General features: G+C 73.1%; 14 protein-coding genes. 10 read left to right on the top strand and 4 right to left on the bottom strand.

The genetic code is table 11. From position 1 onward, the window contains the following. The first annotated feature begins 16 nt into the window (after positions 1-16). The 6 genes from ACME2J_RS02925 to ACME2J_RS02950 are packed head-to-tail and all read left to right on the top strand — an operon-like array spanning position 17 to position 7,827. Positions 17-400, top strand: a complete 384-nt coding sequence (locus ACME2J_RS02925; RefSeq protein ID WP_495543373.1) for an acetone carboxylase subunit gamma — start codon at positions 17-19, stop codon at positions 398-400. Continuing rightward, positions 400-2,532, top strand: a complete 2,133-nt coding sequence (locus ACME2J_RS02930) for a hydantoinase/oxoprolinase family protein (protein WP_495543374.1) — start codon at positions 400-402, stop codon at positions 2,530-2,532. Before ACME2J_RS02925 ends, ACME2J_RS02930 begins: the two co-directional genes overlap by 1 nt. Continuing rightward, positions 2,529-4,688 (top strand): hydantoinase B/oxoprolinase family protein, encoded by a 2,160-nt coding sequence (locus tag ACME2J_RS02935; RefSeq protein WP_495543375.1) that lies wholly within the window; start codon positions 2,529-2,531, stop codon positions 4,686-4,688. The genes ACME2J_RS02930 and ACME2J_RS02935 overlap by 4 nt, the downstream gene beginning before the upstream one ends. Then, positions 4,685-5,461 carry a nitroreductase family protein gene (locus ACME2J_RS02940; RefSeq protein WP_495543376.1) on the top strand — a complete coding sequence of 259 codons (777 nt, stop codon included), beginning with the start codon at positions 4,685-4,687 and terminating at the stop codon, positions 5,459-5,461. The genes ACME2J_RS02935 and ACME2J_RS02940 overlap by 4 nt, the downstream gene beginning before the upstream one ends. A 3-nt stretch (positions 5,462-5,464) precedes the next feature. Beyond that, positions 5,465-7,027, top strand: a complete 1,563-nt coding sequence (locus ACME2J_RS02945) for an AMP-binding protein (RefSeq protein WP_495543377.1) — start codon at positions 5,465-5,467, stop codon at positions 7,025-7,027. Then, a complete protein-coding gene (locus ACME2J_RS02950) occupies positions 7,027-7,827 on the top strand; it encodes a hypothetical protein (protein ID WP_495543378.1) in 801 nt (266 codons plus the stop codon). Before ACME2J_RS02945 ends, ACME2J_RS02950 begins: the two co-directional genes overlap by 1 nt. Before the next feature lie 163 nt (positions 7,828-7,990). Here ACME2J_RS02950 and ACME2J_RS02955 read toward each other — a convergent pair whose 3' ends face one another. Together ACME2J_RS02955 and ACME2J_RS02960 are read right to left on the bottom strand one after the other, a co-directional pair. After that, entirely contained in the window at positions 7,991-9,544 is a 1,554-nt protein-coding gene (locus ACME2J_RS02955; protein WP_495543379.1) for a DUF11 domain-containing protein, read from the bottom strand. A gap of 99 nt (positions 9,545-9,643) precedes the next feature. Then, positions 9,644-10,279: a hypothetical protein gene (locus ACME2J_RS02960; RefSeq protein WP_495543380.1), complete on the bottom strand. Its 636-nt coding sequence runs from the start codon at positions 10,277-10,279 to the stop codon at positions 9,644-9,646. Between the two features lie 141 nt (positions 10,280-10,420). Here ACME2J_RS02960 and ACME2J_RS02965 point away from each other — a divergent pair, with 141 nt between their 5' ends. Next, positions 10,421-11,125 (top strand): glutathione S-transferase family protein, encoded by a 705-nt coding sequence (locus tag ACME2J_RS02965; protein ID WP_495543381.1) that lies wholly within the window; start codon positions 10,421-10,423, stop codon positions 11,123-11,125. Positions 11,126-11,192: 67 nt separating this feature from the next. On the opposite strand, the gene ACME2J_RS02970 is transcribed toward ACME2J_RS02965, so the two are convergent. Together ACME2J_RS02970 and ACME2J_RS02975 are read right to left on the bottom strand one after the other, a co-directional pair. Further along, positions 11,193-12,491, bottom strand: coding sequence for a PucR family transcriptional regulator (locus tag ACME2J_RS02970; RefSeq protein WP_495543382.1), 1,299 nt, complete (start codon positions 12,489-12,491; stop codon positions 11,193-11,195). Between the two features lie 36 nt (positions 12,492-12,527). Next, a complete protein-coding gene (locus tag ACME2J_RS02975) occupies positions 12,528-14,060 on the bottom strand; it encodes an AMP-binding protein (protein WP_495543383.1) in 1,533 nt (510 codons plus the stop codon). Between the two features lie 118 nt (positions 14,061-14,178). Here ACME2J_RS02975 and ACME2J_RS02980 point away from each other — a divergent pair, with 118 nt between their 5' ends. From ACME2J_RS02980 to ACME2J_RS02990, 3 genes are read left to right on the top strand one after another with little or no spacing between them, the layout of a single operon-like run. Continuing rightward, the gene (locus ACME2J_RS02980; protein WP_495543384.1) at positions 14,179-15,402 is read left to right on the top strand and encodes a cytochrome P450; all 1,224 of its coding nucleotides are present in this window, start codon (positions 14,179-14,181) and stop codon (positions 15,400-15,402) included. Then, on the top strand, positions 15,399-16,841 hold the full coding sequence (locus tag ACME2J_RS02985) for an aldehyde dehydrogenase family protein (RefSeq protein WP_495543385.1): 1,443 nt from the start codon (positions 15,399-15,401) through the stop codon (positions 16,839-16,841). Before ACME2J_RS02980 ends, ACME2J_RS02985 begins: the two co-directional genes overlap by 4 nt. Beyond that, a complete protein-coding gene (locus ACME2J_RS02990) occupies positions 16,834-17,607 on the top strand; it encodes an SDR family oxidoreductase (RefSeq protein ID WP_495543386.1) in 774 nt (257 codons plus the stop codon). Before ACME2J_RS02985 ends, ACME2J_RS02990 begins: the two co-directional genes overlap by 8 nt. The last annotated feature ends 14 nt before the right edge of the window (positions 17,608-17,621 follow it).

The raw sequence follows: 17,621 nt of genomic DNA on the forward strand, positions 1-17,621 counted from the left end.
GCCGGAGGAGAGAGACATGAGCACGACGACGGGCCGCGAGCCCATCACCGAGTACCTCGAGATCGACCTCGACGCGGAGCGCTGGCACTGCCGGGTCTGCGACCACGACATCGGGCCGGCGCGCGAGAACTACAAGCGCGGCCTGCTGCTGCACGACCGCGACCCGCGCGAGGTCTACGAGGCGAAGATCGACAAGGAGTACTCCTACGCGCCGGACCCCGAGTGGTGCCGGATCGTCGAGTACTGCTGCCCGGGCTGCGGCACCCAGGTCGAGGCGGAGTACCTGCCTCCGGGGCACCCCCTGGCACGGGACATCGAGATCGACGTCGACTGGCTGAAGGAGCGCCGCGAGCGCGAGCAGGCCGCGGCGCAGACGAACGACGACGGGACGGAGGCGTGATGGAGATCAACGTCGACATCGGTGGCACGTTCACCGACTGCTTCGCGACGGCCGACGGTGAGATCGCGAGCGCGAAGGCGCTCACGACCCACCACGACCTCGCCCAGGGCTTCATGACCGCGGTCGGCGACCTCGCGTCGTCGTTCGCGACGTCGCCCGAGGAGCTCCTCGAGCGCACGAGCTCGATCCGCTACGCGACGACGCTCGGGACGAATGCGCTCATCGAGCGCACGGGCCCGCGTCTCGGGCTCCTCACGACGATGGGCTTCGAGGACGTCGTCCCCGTGTCGCGCTGCCGCGGCTACGGCGAGGGCCTCTCGATCCAGGAGAACCGCAACCTCGCGAAGGCCCAGCGGCCCGAGCCGCTCGTCCCGCGCGACATGATCGTCGGCCTGCGCGAGCGCGTCGACTGCAACGGCGAGGTCGTCATGCCGCTCGACGAGGACGAGGTCCGCGACCGCGTCCTCGATCTCGTCGACCGCGGCGCGCGCGGGTTCGTCGTCTCGTTCCTGTGGGCGTTCAAGAACCCCGACCACGAGCTGCTCGTCCGTCGCGTCGTCGAGGAGGAGTTCCCCGGCGCGTACCTCGGGCGCTTCCCGGTCATCCTCTCCCACGAGGTCTCCAAGCGCTCCGGCGAGTACGTGCGGACGTCGACGTCGATCCTCGACGCCTACCTCCACCAGTACACGGGCGACAAGATGAGCGAGCTGCGCGACGAGCTGCGCAGCCGCGGCTACCGCGGGTCGCTCGTCCTCGTCCACAACTCGGGCGGCATGGGCGGCCTCGCCCGCACGACGCCGCTGAAGACGATCCACGCGGGTCCCGTCGCCGGCCTCTTCGGGTCGCGGCACATGGCCGACGCGTTCGACTTCGACAAGGTCGTCACGTCCGACATGGGCGGGACCTCGTTCGACATCGGCGTCGTCGTGAAGGGCTCGGTCCGCTTCTACGAGTTCAACCCGGTCATCGACCGCTGGCTCGTCCAGATGCCGATGATGGACCTCAAGACCGTCGGCGCCGGCGGCGGCTCGATCGCGAGCTACGACGAGTACAAGGGCGTCCAGGTCGGGCCGCGGTCGGCGGGCTCGACCCCGGGCCCGGCGTGCTACGGAGCGGGCGGGACGGAGCCGACGACGACCGACGCGAACGTCGTCCTCGGGTACCTCAACCCCGACCACTACCACGGCGGCGAGCTCGCGCTCGACGTCAAGCGCGCGGAGCGGGCGATCGACCGACGCGTCGCGCGGCCGATGGGGGTCTCGGTCACCGAGGCCGCCGCCGCGATCCGCCAGGTCGTCGACAGCAACATGGGCGACGCGATCTTCAAGGAGGTCGTCCTCAAGGGGTACGACCCCCGCGACTTCACGATCTTCAGCTTCGGCGGAGGCGGCCCGCTCCACGCGTGCGGCTACGCCGAGGTGCTGCAGATCCCGCGCGTCGTCGTCCCGCCGCACTCGCCGGTCTTCTCGGCGTCGGGCGCGGCCGGCCTCGACCTCCTGCACATCTACGAGCGCTCGGAGCACTTCGCGCTCTACAACCCGCTCTTCGGCACCGTCTTCGAGGGCTTCGACCAGATCAACGCGATCCTCGACGAGTTCTCGACGCAGGCCGAGGCGGACTTCGCCGACGAGGGCCACGGGGCCGACGAGATCGAGTACTCGCTCGAGCTCGACCTGCGGTCCGGCGGTCAGCTCTACGTGACGACGATCAAGAGCCCGGTGCTGCGGATCGAGGACAAGAAGGACCTCGCCGCCGTGCTCCAGGCCTACTTCGAGGAGTACGCGGACCGCTTCGGCGACTTCGCCCTCACGAGCGAGGTCGGCGTCTCGATCGAGACGCTGCGGCTGCGGGCCTCCGTGCCGCGGGCGCACTGGGAGCCGCCGACCCTCGGCCCGTCCGAGGGCGGCGCGGAGGGCGCCCGCAAGGGCAGCCGTCCCTGCTGGTGGGCCGGCCTCGACTTCGTCGACACGCCGATCTACGACTACGACGCCCTCGGCGACGGTGACGCCGTCGACGGCCCCGCCGTCCTCGAGGGACGCGACACCACGGTCGTCGTCAACCCCGGGTGGACGGCGCGAATGAACGAGCACGCCTTTCTCATGCTGAGCAAGGACCAGGAGGAGACGTCATGAACCCGCCCGAGACCGCCATCCGCTCCGCCGAGGAGCAGCAGGTCCGCGACATCGACGCGGAGAGCTTCTTCTCGGAGCTCCTCCACGCCCGCCCCGTCATGTACGGGCCGGACGCGGAGATCATGGGCGGCAACGCCCTCTCGCCGCGCACGCCGCTCGAGGAGGAGGCGCTGCGCTCCGGGGTCGACCAGGTGGACGCGACGATCGCCCAGAACCGACTCGAGATCATCCTCGAGTCGGCGAAGGAGATGCTCGAGCAGACCGGCGCCGCGCCGGGTGCGAAGTGGGGCGACCTCACGACCGGGCTCTACAGCGCGAGCGGCGACCTCGCCCTCGCGTCCTCGTCGGGCGTCGTCGTCTTCAGCGCCTGCGCCTCGGCGCCGCTGAAGCACATCGTCAAGCAGTGGCAGGGCGAGCCGACGGTCGGCGTCCGGCCGGGCGACGTCTACTACCACAACGACGCGCGCTACGGCGGCGTCCACAACGCCGACCAGACGATGTGGATCCCGATCTTCGTCGGGGACGTCCTCATCGGATGGGCGGGCTCGACGATCCACGAGGGCGAGAACGGCGCGACCGAGCCGGGCGGCCTGTCCGCCTCGGCGATGAGCGTCTACGACGAGGGGCTGAAGATCAGCCCGATCAAGGTCGCCGAGAACTACACGTTCCGTCGCGACGTCGTGAACCTCATGCAGAACAACGTCCGCGACCCGCTCATGCAGCTCATCGACATGCGGGCGAAGCTCTCGGCCTGCATGCGCATCGAGTCGCAGGTGATGGAGCTCGTGAAGGAGAAGGGCCGCGACCTCGTCGTCTCGGTCCTGCGCGGCGCGCTCGAGAACACCGAGTCCGAGGTCCGCCGGCGGTTCAGCGAGCTGCCCGACGGCATCTACCGCGCGAACCACTTCGTCGACACGACGCTGCTCGAGGACCGCCTCCTGCGGTTCGGCCTCGAGGTCGAGAAGCGCGGCACGAAGATCATCTGCCGGTCGATCGGCAACGCGCCGATGATCCCCGACCGGGCGATCAACACCGCGCCGACGTTCTCGCGCGCGCTCTTCATGAACAACCTCCAGATGTTCTTCTGGAGCGACCTGCCGCGCAACGCCGGCTACGTCGCCGCGCTCGACTTCGAGTTCGAGGACGGCACGGTCGCCAACGCGGAGGGCGAGGTCCCCAACGGCCTCGGCATGATCGGCGCCTGCGCGTGGCAGACGACGATGCACCAGGCGATGTCGAAGATGGCCTTCAACCGGCCGGGCGACATCGAGGTCATCGCGCCGTGGTACGGCATGACGCAGTCGCTCTACTACGGCGGCCTCAACCAGTGGGGCTCGCCGGTCGCGAACCTCATGATCGACATCAACTCGATGGGCGGCGGCGCGCACGCCGACCGCGACGGCGAGCACGCGTGCGCGCCGTTCTTCGCGTCGATGGCCGACTACGGCGAGATCGAGGACCGCGAGACGGAGCTGCCGGTCCTCACGCTCGGCCGCCGGCTCACGGTCGACAACCACGGCCCCGGCCGCCACCGCGGCGGCTCGAGCGTCGAGTGCATGTACATGGTGTGGGGCGTCCCCGAGTTCTTCTACGGGTGCATGGGGACGGGCTCGAAGTTCCCGACGACGCCGGGCCTGTTCGGCGGCTACGGCTCGGGCGCGAACCCCCTCACGGTGTTCAAGGGCTCCTCGTCGGAGGAGGTCGTCAAGGCGCTGAAGGAGAACGGGGCCGACGTCCCGTACACGGCGCACGAGCTCCACAACGAGGGCGGCCTGCCGGGCACGGTCGAGTCGAAGCGCTGCACGCAGTCGGCCGACCTCAACGTGCCGGGCGACATGTGGATCCTGCAGGTCGGCGGGGGCGGCGGCTACGGCGACGTCCTCGAGCGCGACCCCGAGCTCGTCATGCGCGACCTCCGTGAGTCGCGCATCTCCCACTGGCGCGCGGAGAACGTCTACAAGGTCGTCTACGACCACGACGCGCTGCTCGTCGACTGGGCGGCGACGGACGAGGCCCGCAAGGCCGAGCGCAAGGCCCGGATCGAGCGCAGCCTCCCGTACGACGAGTTCGTCGCCAAGTGGCGGCGGGACACGCCGCCGGAGGGCGTCGAGTTCCTCGGCGGCTGGGCGTGGGACGAGGAGGGGGAGACGGCATGAGCACCGCGGCGGAGGTCCACCCGGCGGCCCAGGCGGCCGCCGAGCGCCACGGTGTCGCCGTCGGCGCCGACGCCTCGCTCGAGGAGGTCATGTCGACGATGCGGGCGATGCGCAAGCTGAAGCCCGAGCCGGTTCCCCGCGAGCTGCTGCTGAAGCTCGTCGAGGCGGCGACGTGGGCGCCGAGCGGCGGCAACACCCAGGAGTACGGCTTCGTCATCGTCGACGACCGCGAGACGATGGCGAAGTGCGGCAAGATCTGGCGGCGGACGCAGAAGTTCTACTCCGCCGCGCAGGAGCCGCTGCCGCCCGAGCACACGACGCAGGAGAAGTGGACGAAGGTCCACGACGCCCTGCGCCACCAGGCCGAGCACTTCGACGAGACGCCGGCGCTCGTCGTCTTCACCTACGACTTCACGGGCAAGGTCCTCGCCCGGATGATCAAGGGGCTGCGACACACGCTCGCCGGCTGCTTCGCGGTCGGGCCGGTGCAGACGCTGAAGATGCTCCCGAACCTGCCGCGGTTCTTCCGCACGGGGGAGTGCGCGTCGATCTACCCGTCGGTGGAGAACCTCCTCCTCGCGGCGCGGGCGAACGGGCTCGCGGCGTGCCTCACGACGTGGCACACGCTCTACGAGCCCGAGTGGCGCCGTGCGCTCGGGCTCTCGCGGCGGACGAAGATCTACGCGATCGTCCCTGTCGGGTGGCCACAAGGCCACTTCGGGCCGGTCGTGCGCCGGCCCGTGGAGGACGTCGTGTCCTATACAGGAGACTGAGGCATGCACCTCATCGACACCTTCGACCGGGGCGTGCGGTTCTCGCCCGACGGGCTCTGCTTCATCACCGCCGACGACGCGGAGACGATGACGTACCGCGAGGTGCAGGACGCCTCGCACCGCATCGCGGCCTCGCTCGCCGAGGCGGGCATCGGCAAGGGCGGCAAGGTGGGGGTCCTCTCGCCGAACGCGCCGATGGCGTTCGTGTGCATCCTCGGCGCGCTCCGGGCGGACGCGTCGTGGGTGCCGCTCAACACGCGGGCGGTCCCGAAGGACCTCATCGCGCTGCTCGAGCTCACCGAGTGCGAGGTGCTCTTCTACCACCCGTCGCTCAACGACATGGTGCAGGAGATCCGGTCGGCGCTCCCGCAGATCCGGCTCGGTGTCGCGCTCCTCGAGGGCGGCCACGACGGGGACCCGATCCTCGAGGACTGGATGGCGCCGGAGGGCACCCGCGTCCCGCTGCCGCCGCACGACCCGCAGGCCCCGGCGATCCTCTTCCCGACGGGCGGGACGACCGGGCGCTCGAAGGCGGTGCAGATCACGCACCTCATGGCCGAGCTCATGAACCTCGGCTTCGCGGGGCACATGCCCGAGCCGGAGTCGCCGCCGGTGATGGCGATGGCGGCGCCGATGACGCACGCCGCCGGGCCCATCTGCTTCCCCGTCTTCGCGCGGGGCGGGACGATCGTCGTCCACGACGGCGTGAAGCCCCAGGAGCTCCTGCGGTCGATCGAGCACCACCGCGTCACGCGGATGTTCCTCCCGCCGACGGCCATCTACGCGCTCCTCGCCCAGGAGAACGTCCGCGAGTTCGACTACTCGTCGCTGCGGCACTTCATCTACGCCGCCGCGCCGATGAGCGTCAGCAAGCTCGAGGAGGCGATGGACGTCTTCGGGCCCGTGATGACGCAGACCTTCGGCCAGGCGGAGTCGCCGATGATCTGCACGGTGATGTCGCCGCAGGACCACGAGGAGGCGCGCGCCCATCACCCGGAGAGGCTCGCGAGCGCCGGCCGGCCGTCGCTCGTCGCCGACGTCGCGATCATGGGCGAGGACGGCGAGATCCTGCCGCCCGGGGAGACCGGCGAGATCGTCGTCCGCTCCTCGCTCGTCATGCCCGGCTACTTCAAGGACGCCGAGCAGAGCGAGTCGACGCGCCGCAAGGGCGGGTGGCACGGGACGAGCGACGTCGGCCGCATGGACGAGGACGGCTACGTCTACATCGTCGACCGGCTCCGCGACATGATCATCACCGGCGGCTTCAACGTCTGGCCGTCGGAGATCGAGCAGACGGTCCACGCCATGGACGGCGTCGCCGACGTCGCGGTCATCGGCCTGCCGGACGAGCAGTGGGGCGAGGTCGTCACCGCGGTCGTCCAGATGAAGCCGGGGCACGAGGAGCTCGACCCGGACGACGTGAAGGCCCTCTGCAAGTCGAAGCTCGGCTCGGTGAAGGCGCCGAAGAAGGTGTTCTTCCGCGAGCTGCCGCGGTCGCCCGCGGGCAAGGTGCTCAAGCGGGCGCTGCGCGACGAGTACTGGGCAGAGGCGGGACGCGCGGTCTGATGCCGCTCGCTCTCGTCCTCGACGAGCTCGCCGCGCGCCTCTCGGGCGACGATCCGTCCGTCGCCCGGGAGGACCCGACGCGGTGGGCCTACGCGATCCGCGAGGCCGTCGCGCTCGCGAAGCCCGACACGATCGTCGTGGGGTGGGGCGGCGAGGCCGAGTCCTCGGCGCTGCGCTCCGTCGCGGCCGGCGCGACGGGGGACGACCTCGTCGACGCCCTCTACGACGCGCCGCCGCTGCGCGAGGTCGAGCCGGCGGGCACGCTGCCCGCGCTCGTCGGCACGCTGCGCGACCTCTTCCCCGGCGGCCCGGGCATCGCCGTCGCGCTGCGAGGGCCGTCGTCGGTCGCCGCGGCGCTCGCCGCCGACGGGGACGATCTCGAGGAGATCGCCGACACCGCCGCCGACGCGCTCGCCGATCTCGCCGGGGCGGTCGCCGAGGCCGGGGCCACGCTGCTCCTCGTCGTCGAGGACGTCGCGGCGCCGGGCGCCGACGCGCACAAGCCGCTCGTCCGCGTCGTCGCGCACCACTCCCTCGACGCGGTGCTCGTCGCGACCGCCGCGGGCGACGCGGACCTCTCCGAGGTCGGCTACCCGCGGGTGGCGACCGCGTGGGCGCCGTCGGGGGCCGATGCCCCCGAGGTCGCGCTCGTCGACCCGTCGCTGTGGGAGGACCCCGACGAGGCCGGCTTCGCCGCCGCCGACGACGCGCTGCGCGCCGCGGCCTCCGCGGGCGCGCTCGTCCTCACCGGCGGCCCGCTGCCGCGCTCGCTCGCGCTGGAGCGGCTCCAGCGCGCCTGACGTCCCCGGTCCAGCGGACGGGCCGCCGCGAGGGGAGGTGTGTCGGAATGCGCCCGGACGCCGGGTGCATTCCGACACGCCCCCGCGCGCGCGGGTGGCGCGTCGGTCCGGCGCCGGGACTCCGACGTCGGACCGACGCACCCCGCGGCGGGGCCCGGGGACCTCAGCGGCGGGCCGGCAGCACCCGGAACTCGCGGCGGATCGCGCCGCTGCGACGGCCGCTGCGGTCGCGCGCGATCACCGTGATGCGGTAGCTGCCGCGCTTCAGCCGGCGCGACAGCGCCGCGTGGTTCGTCCCGCGCCGCGCGCGTCGCGTGGCCGAGGCGATGACCTTGCGGCCCTCGAGGCGCCGCACGTAGACCTTGACGGTCGCCGAGCGGGTGAGCCGGAAGCGCACCGTCGGACGGGAGTCGGTCCGCCGGGACGTGAACCGCAGCGCCGCGAGGCCCGGGCCGGGCTGCACGGTGATCGTCGCGGAGTCGCTGTCGTTGGCGGGCACCGAGTCGACGCCGTCGTGCGACACCGTCGCCGTGTTCTCGATCGTCGCCGACCGCACGATCTCCCCGGTCCGGACCGCGACGCAGAGGAGGTCGACCGTCGCCTCGATCGGGGCCGCCGTCGGGTTCATGAGGTGGAACTCGCGCTCGACCGGCACGGGGACGTGGCCGACGATGATGAGCCCGGGCCCGAGGCGGTACGTCGCGAGGATGCCCTTCTCCTCACCGCCGCAGGACTGCTTGAACACCGTCGAGCGGTCGGCCGTCGGCGGGACGACGACGTTCGCCTCCGGGTGCGTGAACGACAGCTCGTGCCGGTGCCCCTCGGCGAACGAGGCCTCGCGGTCGAGGCAGCGCGCGGACATCTCGAGGAGGGCCGGTCCGGCCGTCTCGATGCCGAGGGTCCAGGTGCCGGTGTCCTCGTCGATGTCCCAGGTGACGAGGCGTCCCTCGCCGCCGACGTACGTGAACCCGGGGCCGACCGGGATCTCGCCGGGGTCACACGAGAACGTGTACTCGTGGCGACCGGCGCCCGGCGCGGCGACCGTCTGGGTCGTCGCCGGCCCGGAGGAGGGCGAGACGACGAGCTCGTGCGAGTGGCCTTCCGCGGTCGTCAGCTCGCGATCCGCGCACGTGCCGACGAGCCTCACCTGCGCGCGTCCGAGGCTGTCGTTGCGGACGCGGAACTCGTAGGTGTCGAGATCGGTGCTCCGCGTCGTCAGCACCTTCACGTCGGCGAGCGTCCCGGTGCCCTGGTCCACCTGCAGCACCCAGGCGCTCCCGTCGGTCATGATCGCGTCGCCGGGGCACGTGAGCGCGACCGTCTGCTCCTCGGCGGGAGCGAGGTCGAGGACCTGCTCGACGCGGTTCACGGTCATCTGGTGGTCGTGCGGCGAGGTCGTCGGGAACGTGAACGACGTGCTCACGCGCACGACGATCTCCCGGGTCACGGTCTCGTCGGCCGCGAGCGTCGGCACGAGGCACGTCACCTGGCGGGTGCCGCCGTCGTACGTGCAGCCCGGGTCGGCGGAGACGAACGACACGCCGTCCGGCAGCGGGTCGGTGATCGCGACGCCCGAGGCGGCGATCGCGCCGTTGTTCTTCACGGCGAGCGTGAACGTGACGTCGGTGCCCGGGGCGGCGGTCGACGGGCTCGCGGTCTTCGTGATCGCGAGGTCCGGCTCGGTGCTCCCGATCTGACCGACGCGGAGCAGCGGCACGGTCTGGTTGCCGACGTTGATCGTCGTCCCGCTCGGCTGCTGCGTCGCTCCGAGCAGGCCGGTGGGGACGTTGCCGCTCGCGCCGGCCGGGACGGCGGGCTAGAGGACGACCCAGACCTCGACGATGACGCGGTCACCGGCCTGGACGCCCGCGATGTCGAGCTGCCCGGCGATCTGCTCGTTGCTCGTGCCCGCGCCGGTGATGGTGTGCGAGAACGCCGAGACGCGCGCGTCGCCGCCGGACTCGACGGTCCCGGGGTCGTCGGTGTCGATGAAGGCGCAGTAGATGCCGTAGGCCGGGTCGTAGCCGAAGTCGGAGCCGGCGGTCGTCTTCGTCGCGAAGTACGGGTTGATGCGCAGGCCGCCGTCGACGGGAGCGCTCGCGACGACCTCGATCTCGAAGGGGACGATGCGGCCCGGGGTGACGTCCGGCGGGGCGAGCGACGTGACGGCGTCGTAGTTGCTCGAGAGCGGCGGCGCGGCGTAGGCGACGGCGTGCGGGAGCGGCGCGGCCGCACGACCGGCGGAGCCGCTCGGCGTCGGGCACGCGAGGTCGGCCGGGGCGAGCCGGTCGTAGACCGGCAGGTACGGCCCGCGATCGGGCCGCGGGTCGGCCGCGGCGTGCTTGATGGTGTAGCCCGCCGAGGCGCTCGCGGCGTGCACGAGCACCGCCAGGAGGGCGAGGACGGCGATGGGCAAGACCCGGCGCACCGAGGCGCCACGTGGGACCGGCATGAGCTGCTCCTGTGATCGACGCGCCCCAGCCGCGTTCGGGTTGTCGTGCGGCGACGCACTGTGCACCGCGAATCGCAGGAAGAGAACCCGGACATCCGTCCAGATGGGTCGACTTCCCCCAGTCGGGTAGCGTCGCGGGTCATGGACATCACCCTCTACGGCATTCCGCTGTCGCATCCGGTCATCAGCGCGAAGCTCATGCTCGATCGCAAGGGGGTGTCCTACGAGGAGAAGATGCTCGTCGGAGGCCTCCACCCGCCGATGCTCGCGCTGAGCGGCTTCAAGCCGAAGACCGTCCCCGCGCTGAGGCTCGGCGACCGCAAGGTCCAGGGCACGCTCGCGATCTCGCGCGCGGTCGACGAGGCGATCGACGGCCCTCCTCTCTTCCCGGCCGATCCCGCCTCCCGCGCCGATGTCGAGGCCGCCGAGGAGTGGGGTGAGGCGGAGCTCCAGCCGGTCCCGCGGCGCCTGATCCGCCGCGCGCTCTGCGACTCGTATGCGCTCCGCGCCTGGTTCGCCGACGTGGCGAGCCCGTTCCCCGCGCCGCGCGTCACCGCGGTCCCGCTCACCGTGGCCGCGCAGGTCTTCGCCCGGCAGGTCGGCGCCACGAAGGCGCAGGCCGAGGCCGACCGGGCGCAGCTCGACGCCCTCCTCACCCGCGTCGACGAGCTGCTCGCCGAGGGCGTCATCGGCGGCGAGGACGTCAACGCCGCGGACTGCCAGATCGCGCCGTCCGTCGCGATGCTCCACGGGTTCGACGGCCTGCGCGAGCAGGTCGAGCGACATGAGCCCGCGGCCTCGTGGGCCCTCCGGCTCGTCCCGGACTACCCGCGCATCCCGGCCTGACGGCGCCGCGCGCCGAGGTGTGTCGGAATGAGCCCGGGCGCCGGGCTCATTCCGACACACCTCGCGGTCAGGGGCCCGCGAAGGCGCGGTGGAGCAGGAGCGCCGCCTCGAGCTCGACGCGCCGGTCGGAGATGCGACGGCCGAGGATGCCCTCCGCCTGGCGGATCCGGTACGCGACGGTCTTCTGGTGGACGTAGAGCGTCTGCGAGGCGCCGACGTGGCTCTCGCCGCACTCGAGGTAGGCGACGAGGGTCGACCGCAGCCGCTCCATCACCTCGTCGTCCTCGGCGAGCGGGCCCAGCTCGCGCTGCACGAGCGCGCGTGCGCGCTCGGTGTCGGCGCAGAGGACGGCGAGGAGCGCGACGTCGCCGTGGCGGGTGACGGCGTGGGACCCGCGCAGCGCGCCGACGCGACGCGCGTCGAGCGCCTGGCGGTGGGCGGCGCGGAAGCCGTCGGGCCCGGCGAGCGGGTCGCTCACCCCGACGGTGCCGTCGACGTCGAGCGCGCCGGTGATCGCGTCGAGCGGCGCGTCCGGCGGCGCCTCCTCGAGCGCGAGCCACACGACGCAGCCGGCGTCGGAGCGCATCGACACGCTCGACGCGCGCGCGACGGTCCGCAGCCGGCTCGCGAGCTGCGCGAGCGCTCGCTCGTCCACCTCGGGCGGCAGCGCGAGCGCGACGTGCGTCGCGCCGACGTCGTAGCCGAGCTTGCCCAGCGCCTCCTCCGCGGTGTCACCCGACGCGAGCGCCGCTCGCACGAGCTCGTCGGGCGAGACGTCGAGGCCCCGGCTGCGCCGGCGGTGCGTCTCGGCCCACTGCTCCGCGAGCTCGAGGCAGACGCGGTCGACCGCGTCGAACATGTGGCTCGTGCTCGCCGCGAGGATCGCCGCGAGCTCGGCCGCGTCCTCGACGTGCTCCGCGACGTGCCGCGCCCAGATCTGCCACAGCTCCGCGAGGCCGATGCGGTAGCCGCGCAGGACGACCGCGAGCCCGTCCTCGCGGTCGGCGAGCCGCTCGAAGAGCTCGAGGGCGCCGACGGACGGGCGCGACGCCGACCCCGGCACGCCGTAGGCGATCATCGAGAGGATCGCCCCGACGTTCGCGTGCGTCGAGTGAGCGACGGGCTCGACCGTCGTCGGGTCGTCGGGGTCGACGAGCTCCGGCTCGGTGTCGATCGCGCGGGCGTTGACGACGTCGGCGATCTCGCCCGCGTGCGGCAGCAGCATGACCGCGAGCTGCTCCATCCGCGCCGCGAGCTCGGGCGGGAGGCGCGTCGCGGACCGCGCGCTCGCATCGAGCGCGATGCGGGGCGCCCCTGCGCCCGTGGCTGCGACCCCGGTGGGCTCCATCTCCTCGGTGACGAGCATAGTCCAGGCGTCGAGCCCGCCGGCCGGTGGACCGCGTCAGCCCGCGCGTGCGGCAGGCCAGTAGACGCGGCGGACCTCGTCCTTGAGGAGCTTGCCCGCCGCGTTGCGCGGCAGCTCCTCGACGAGATCGACGCCGCGCGGGCGCTTGAACCCGGCGAGCCGCTCGCGGCAGTGCGCGACGAGCGCATCGGGGAGCGCCTCGCGGTCGGCGTCCGCGGACGGCACGACGACCGCCCGGACGGCCTCGCCGAGGTCGTCGTCGGGGACGCCGACGACCGCGACGTCGGCGACGTCCGGGTGCGAGGCGAGGACGTCCTCGATCTCCTGCGGGTAGACGTTGACCCCGCCCGAGATGATCGTGTGGCTCTCGCGGCCCGCGAGGAAGAGGTAGCCGTCGGCGTCGAGCCGGCCGAGGTCGCCGACCGTGCTCCAGCCGCGCTCGTTGCGCGCCCGGCGGGACTTCTCCTCGTCGCCGTGGTAGGCGACCGGGTCGGTGCCTTCGAACCAGATGCGGCCCACCTCGCCGGTCGGCAGCTCCTCGCCGCTGTCCGGGTCGGTGATGTGGATCGTCCCCTTGAGCGCCCGGCCGACCGAGCCCGGTCGCTCGAGCCACTCCTCGGCGGTGATGTGCGTCTGCCCGTAGCCCTCGCTCGCACCGTAGTACTCGTGGAGCACGGGTCCCCACCAGTCGACGACCCCGCGCTTCACGGCCTCGGGGCACGGCGCGCCGGACGTCATCGCCACCTGCAGCGAGGAGAGGTCGTGCCGCGTGCGCTCCTCCTCGGGCAGCCGCAGGAGCCGCGAGAGCATCGTCGGGACGAACTGCGCGTGCGTGCAGCGCTCGCGCTCGATCGCCGCGAGGACCTCCCCGGCGTCGAACCTCGGCATCGAGACGAGCGTCCCGCCGAGCATGTGGACGACGAGCATGAAGGTGAACGGCGCGGCGTGGTAGTTGGGCGCCGGCGAGAGGAACACCGTGTCGCCGTCGACCCGCAGGCGCTCCATGAGCGGTCCGAGCCTCGGCGGCGCGTCGGCGGGATGGAGGTCGCGCAGCGGCTGGCGGATGCCCTTCGGCCGGCCGGTCGTCCCCGAGCTGTAGAGCATCCGCGCGCCGAGGCGCTCGCCGTCGAGCGGCCCGTCGTCGACGCCCGCGACCGCGTCCTCCCAGCGCTCGAGTCGGCCCGCCCCGTCCGCGGTGAGCGCGACCCGCGGCGTGACGCCCGCCTCGTCGATCGCCTCCGCGACCGCGTCCTCGCGCGACGCCGACGTGAGCACCGCCGTCGCGCCCGAGTCGGCGAGCAGGTACGACAGCTCGCCCGCCGTGAGATGCGAGTTGAGCGGGGCGACGAAGAGGCCCGACCGCATCCCCGCCCACAGCGCCGCGCCCCACTCGACGCGGTTCTCCATGACGATCGCGAGCGTGTCCCCGTGCGCGACGCCCCGCGCGCGCAGCAGCCGCGCGAGTCGTCGCGAGTCGCGGTCGAGCTCGGCGTAGGTCGTCCGGCTCCCGTCGCTCATGACGAGCGCCGGATGGTCCGGGCGTGACGTGGCGTGGACTCCGGGATGCACGTGACGCACTCTGCGTCGTCGGTCGCGCGGTCGCCATAGCCGTCCCGGAGCGGGGAGGCGCCGCGCGTTGTCCCGTGCGGAGCTTGCCGCGCCGCGCCGCCCCGGCGAGTCTCACCCCATGTCCGCAGCGACCATCGACCTCATGGACCTCGACGCCTTCGTCGAGGGCCGCGAGCACGAGATCTTCGCCCGCCTGCGCGCGGAGGACCCGCTCCACTGGAACGACGAGCCCGCGGGCGGCCCAGGCTTCTGGTCGCTCACGCGCTACGACGACGTCCGCTGGGCCGGCCAGGACAAGGACGGCCTCCTCTCGAGCTCGCAGGGCACGCAGATCCAGAGCCGCCGCGCCGAGGGGGAGGGCGAGGCGCGATCGATGATCAACCTCGACGACCCCGAGCACAAGAAGATCCGGCAGATCTTCGTGGACCACTTCACGCGTGCGCACGTCGAGTCGGCGTCGTCCCGGCGCGCCCGCGAGGTCGTCGACGACCTCCTCGACCGCGCCGTCGCGGCGGGCGAGTGCGACTGGGTCGAGACGGTCTCCGTGCAGCTCCCCCTCCTCGTGTTCGGGACGTGGCTCGGCGTCGAGCGCGAGGACCTGTCGCGCATCGTCGACTGGGTGAACGTCATCGGCGGCCAGGAGGACCCCGAGTACGCGCCGACGCCGGAGGCGATGGAGCAGGCGCGCGCCGGCCTCTTCGCGTACTTCACCGAGCTCGACGTCCGTCGCCGCGCCGAGCCCCGCGACGACCTCGTGAGCCTCTTCGCGAACGCCGAGGTCGACGGCCGGCCGCTCAGCCTCGAGGCGCGCCGGCTCCCGACGTACCAGCTCCTCGCGTTCGCCGGCAACGACACGACGCGCAACCTCGTGAGCTGGGGCGTCCACGAGTTCGACCGTCACCCCGACCAGTGGGAGCTGCTGCGCGAGGATCCGGCGGGCCGCGTCTCGGACGCGATCGAGGAGCTGCTGCGCTACGCGACGCCCGTCTACTGCATGCGCCGCGTCGCGACGCGGGACATCGACCTCCACGGCCGGACGATCCGCGAGGGGGACAAGGTCGTCCTGTGGTGGACGGCGGCCTGCCGTGACCCCGAGGCGTTCGACGACCCTGACCGCTTCGACATCACGCGCTCGCCGAACCGCCACGTCGCGTTCGGGTGGGGGCGGCACTTCTGCCTCGGGTCCCATCTCGCCCGGCTCGAGACCGAACTGCTCTTCACGCGCATCATCGAGCGCGGCATCGACATCGAGGTGCTCGGCCCGCCCGACCGCCTGCGGTCGAACTTCTTCCGCGGCATCAAGCGCCTGCCCGTGCGGGTGACGGAGAGGGGTGGAGCATGATCGCCGGGGCGCTCGGGGACCGCACGGACCTCTTCGTCGGCGGGGAGTGGGTGACCCTGCAGTCCGACGGGACGATCGCGGTCGTCGACCCGAGCACGGAGGCGACGCTCGGCCACGTCCCCGACGTCACCGCCGAGGGCGTCGACGTCGCCGTCCGCGCCGCTCGCCGCGCGCAGGACGCGTGGGGCGCGACCGCCCTCGACGAGCGCTGCGCCGTCCTCGAGCGCCTCGCCGACCTCGTCGAGGCGGCGGCCGAGGAGATCGGCGACGTCATCGCCCACGAGGTCGGCATGCCGGTCGCGCAGGCGACGTCGATCCAGGCGGCGCTCCCGGTCGCCGATCTGCGGCTCACCGTCCGCGCCGCGCGCGAGCTGCCGTTCGCCGAGGAGGTCGGCGCCGCGACCGTGCTGCGCGAGCCGGCGGGCGTCGTCGCGGCGATCACCCCGTGGAACTTCCCGCTCCACCAGATCGCGGCGAAGGTCGCCCCCGCCCTCGCCGCGGGCTGTGCGGTCGTCCTCAAGCCGAGCGAGGTGGCGCCGTTCAACGCGTTCCTCTTCGCCGATCTCGCGGCGCGGGCCGGCGTCCCGCCCGGGGTCCTCGGGCTCGTCACCGGCACGGGCCCGCAGGCGGGCGAGGCGCTCGTCGCCCATCCAGCGGTCGACGTCGTCTCGTTCACCGGCTCGCTGCGCGCCGGCCGCCGCGTCGGCGCGCTCGCCGGCGAGGGCGTGAAGCGCGTGTGCCTCGAGCTCGGCGGCAAGTCGCCGAGCGTCGTCCTCGACGACGCGGACCTCGAGGAGGCGGTCCGCGACGCGGTGACCCGCGGGATGCTCAACTCGGGGCAGGCGTGCAACGCCTCGACGCGCGTCCTCGTCCCGGCCGAGCGGCTCGCCGAGGCGGAGGAGATCGCCGCCGCCGCCGCCTCGTCGATCGTCGTCGGTCCCGCGTTCGCCGACGGCGTGACGATGGGGCCGGTCGTCTCCGACGCGCAGCGCGACCGGGTCCTCGGCTTCATCGAGGACGGCCTCGCCGCGGGCGCGCGGCTCGTGTGCGGCGGACCGGAGCGGCCGACGGGCCTCGACCGCGGCGCGTTCGTCGCGCCGACGCTCTTCTCGGACGTCCCGCGCGACGCGCGGATCGCGCGCGAGGAGGTCTTCGGCCCGGTCCTCTGCCTCTTCGGCCACGACGGCGAGGACGACGCGGTCGCGCTCGCGAACGACACGCCCTACGGGCTCGCGGCCGAGCTGTGGACTCGGGACCACGAGCGCGCGCAGCGCGTCGCGCGGCGACTCCGCGCCGGCCAGGTGAAGCTCAACGGGGTCCGCACCCGCGACACGCTCGACGCGCCGTTCGGCGGCCGCGGCCTGTCGGGGGTCGGCCGCGAGCTCGGCCGCTTCGGCATCGAGGAGTTCCTCGAGGTGAAGGCGGTGCTCGGTGCCTGAGACCGTCGTCGTCACCGGCGCCGCGTCCGGCATCGGCCGGGCGGTCGCCGAGACGCTCGTCGCGCGCGGCACGCCGGTCCTCGGGGTCGACCTGCGCGAGACGGACGTCGAGGGCGCCGAGCCGCTCGTCTGCGATCTCGCCGACGGGTCCGCGGTCGACGGACTCGCGGCCGGGCTCGCCGGCCGCGCGCTCGGCGGTCTCGTCAACTGCGCGGGCCTGCCCGGCACCCACCCGCCGGACCGCGTCCTCGCGGTGAACCTCCTCGCGCCCCGGCGGCTCTCCCGCGCGCTCGTCGCCGCGATCGCGCCGGGGGGCGCCGTCGTCGACATCGCATCGGTCGCCGCGCTGCGCAGCGACCGCGGCGACGAGGACGTCGCGACCGTGCTGGGCCTCGACGACGACGACGCCCTGACGTGGCTCGCCGACGCCGGTCTCGACGGCACGCAGGCCTACGACTTCTCGAAGAAGGCCCTCGTCGCGCTCACGCTCCTGCACGTCGGCCGCTTCCTCCCGCACCGCGTGCGCTCGGTGAGCGTGAGCCCGGGGACGACCGACACGCCGATCCTCGCCGACTTCGCCGCGACGATGGGCGAGGACCGCGTCGCCGCGGCCGAGGCCGCGGTCGGGCGGCACGCGACGCCCGACGACGTCGCGGGGGTCGTCGCGTTCCTCCTCTCCGACGCCGCCCGCTGGGTCAACGGCGTCGACGTCCGCGTCGACGGAGGGCTCATCGCGACGCGGCTCGCCCCCGAGGTGGCGGCGTGACCTGCCGCCGGAGG

The sequence above is a fragment of the Paraconexibacter sp. genome, from assembly GCF_059438195.1.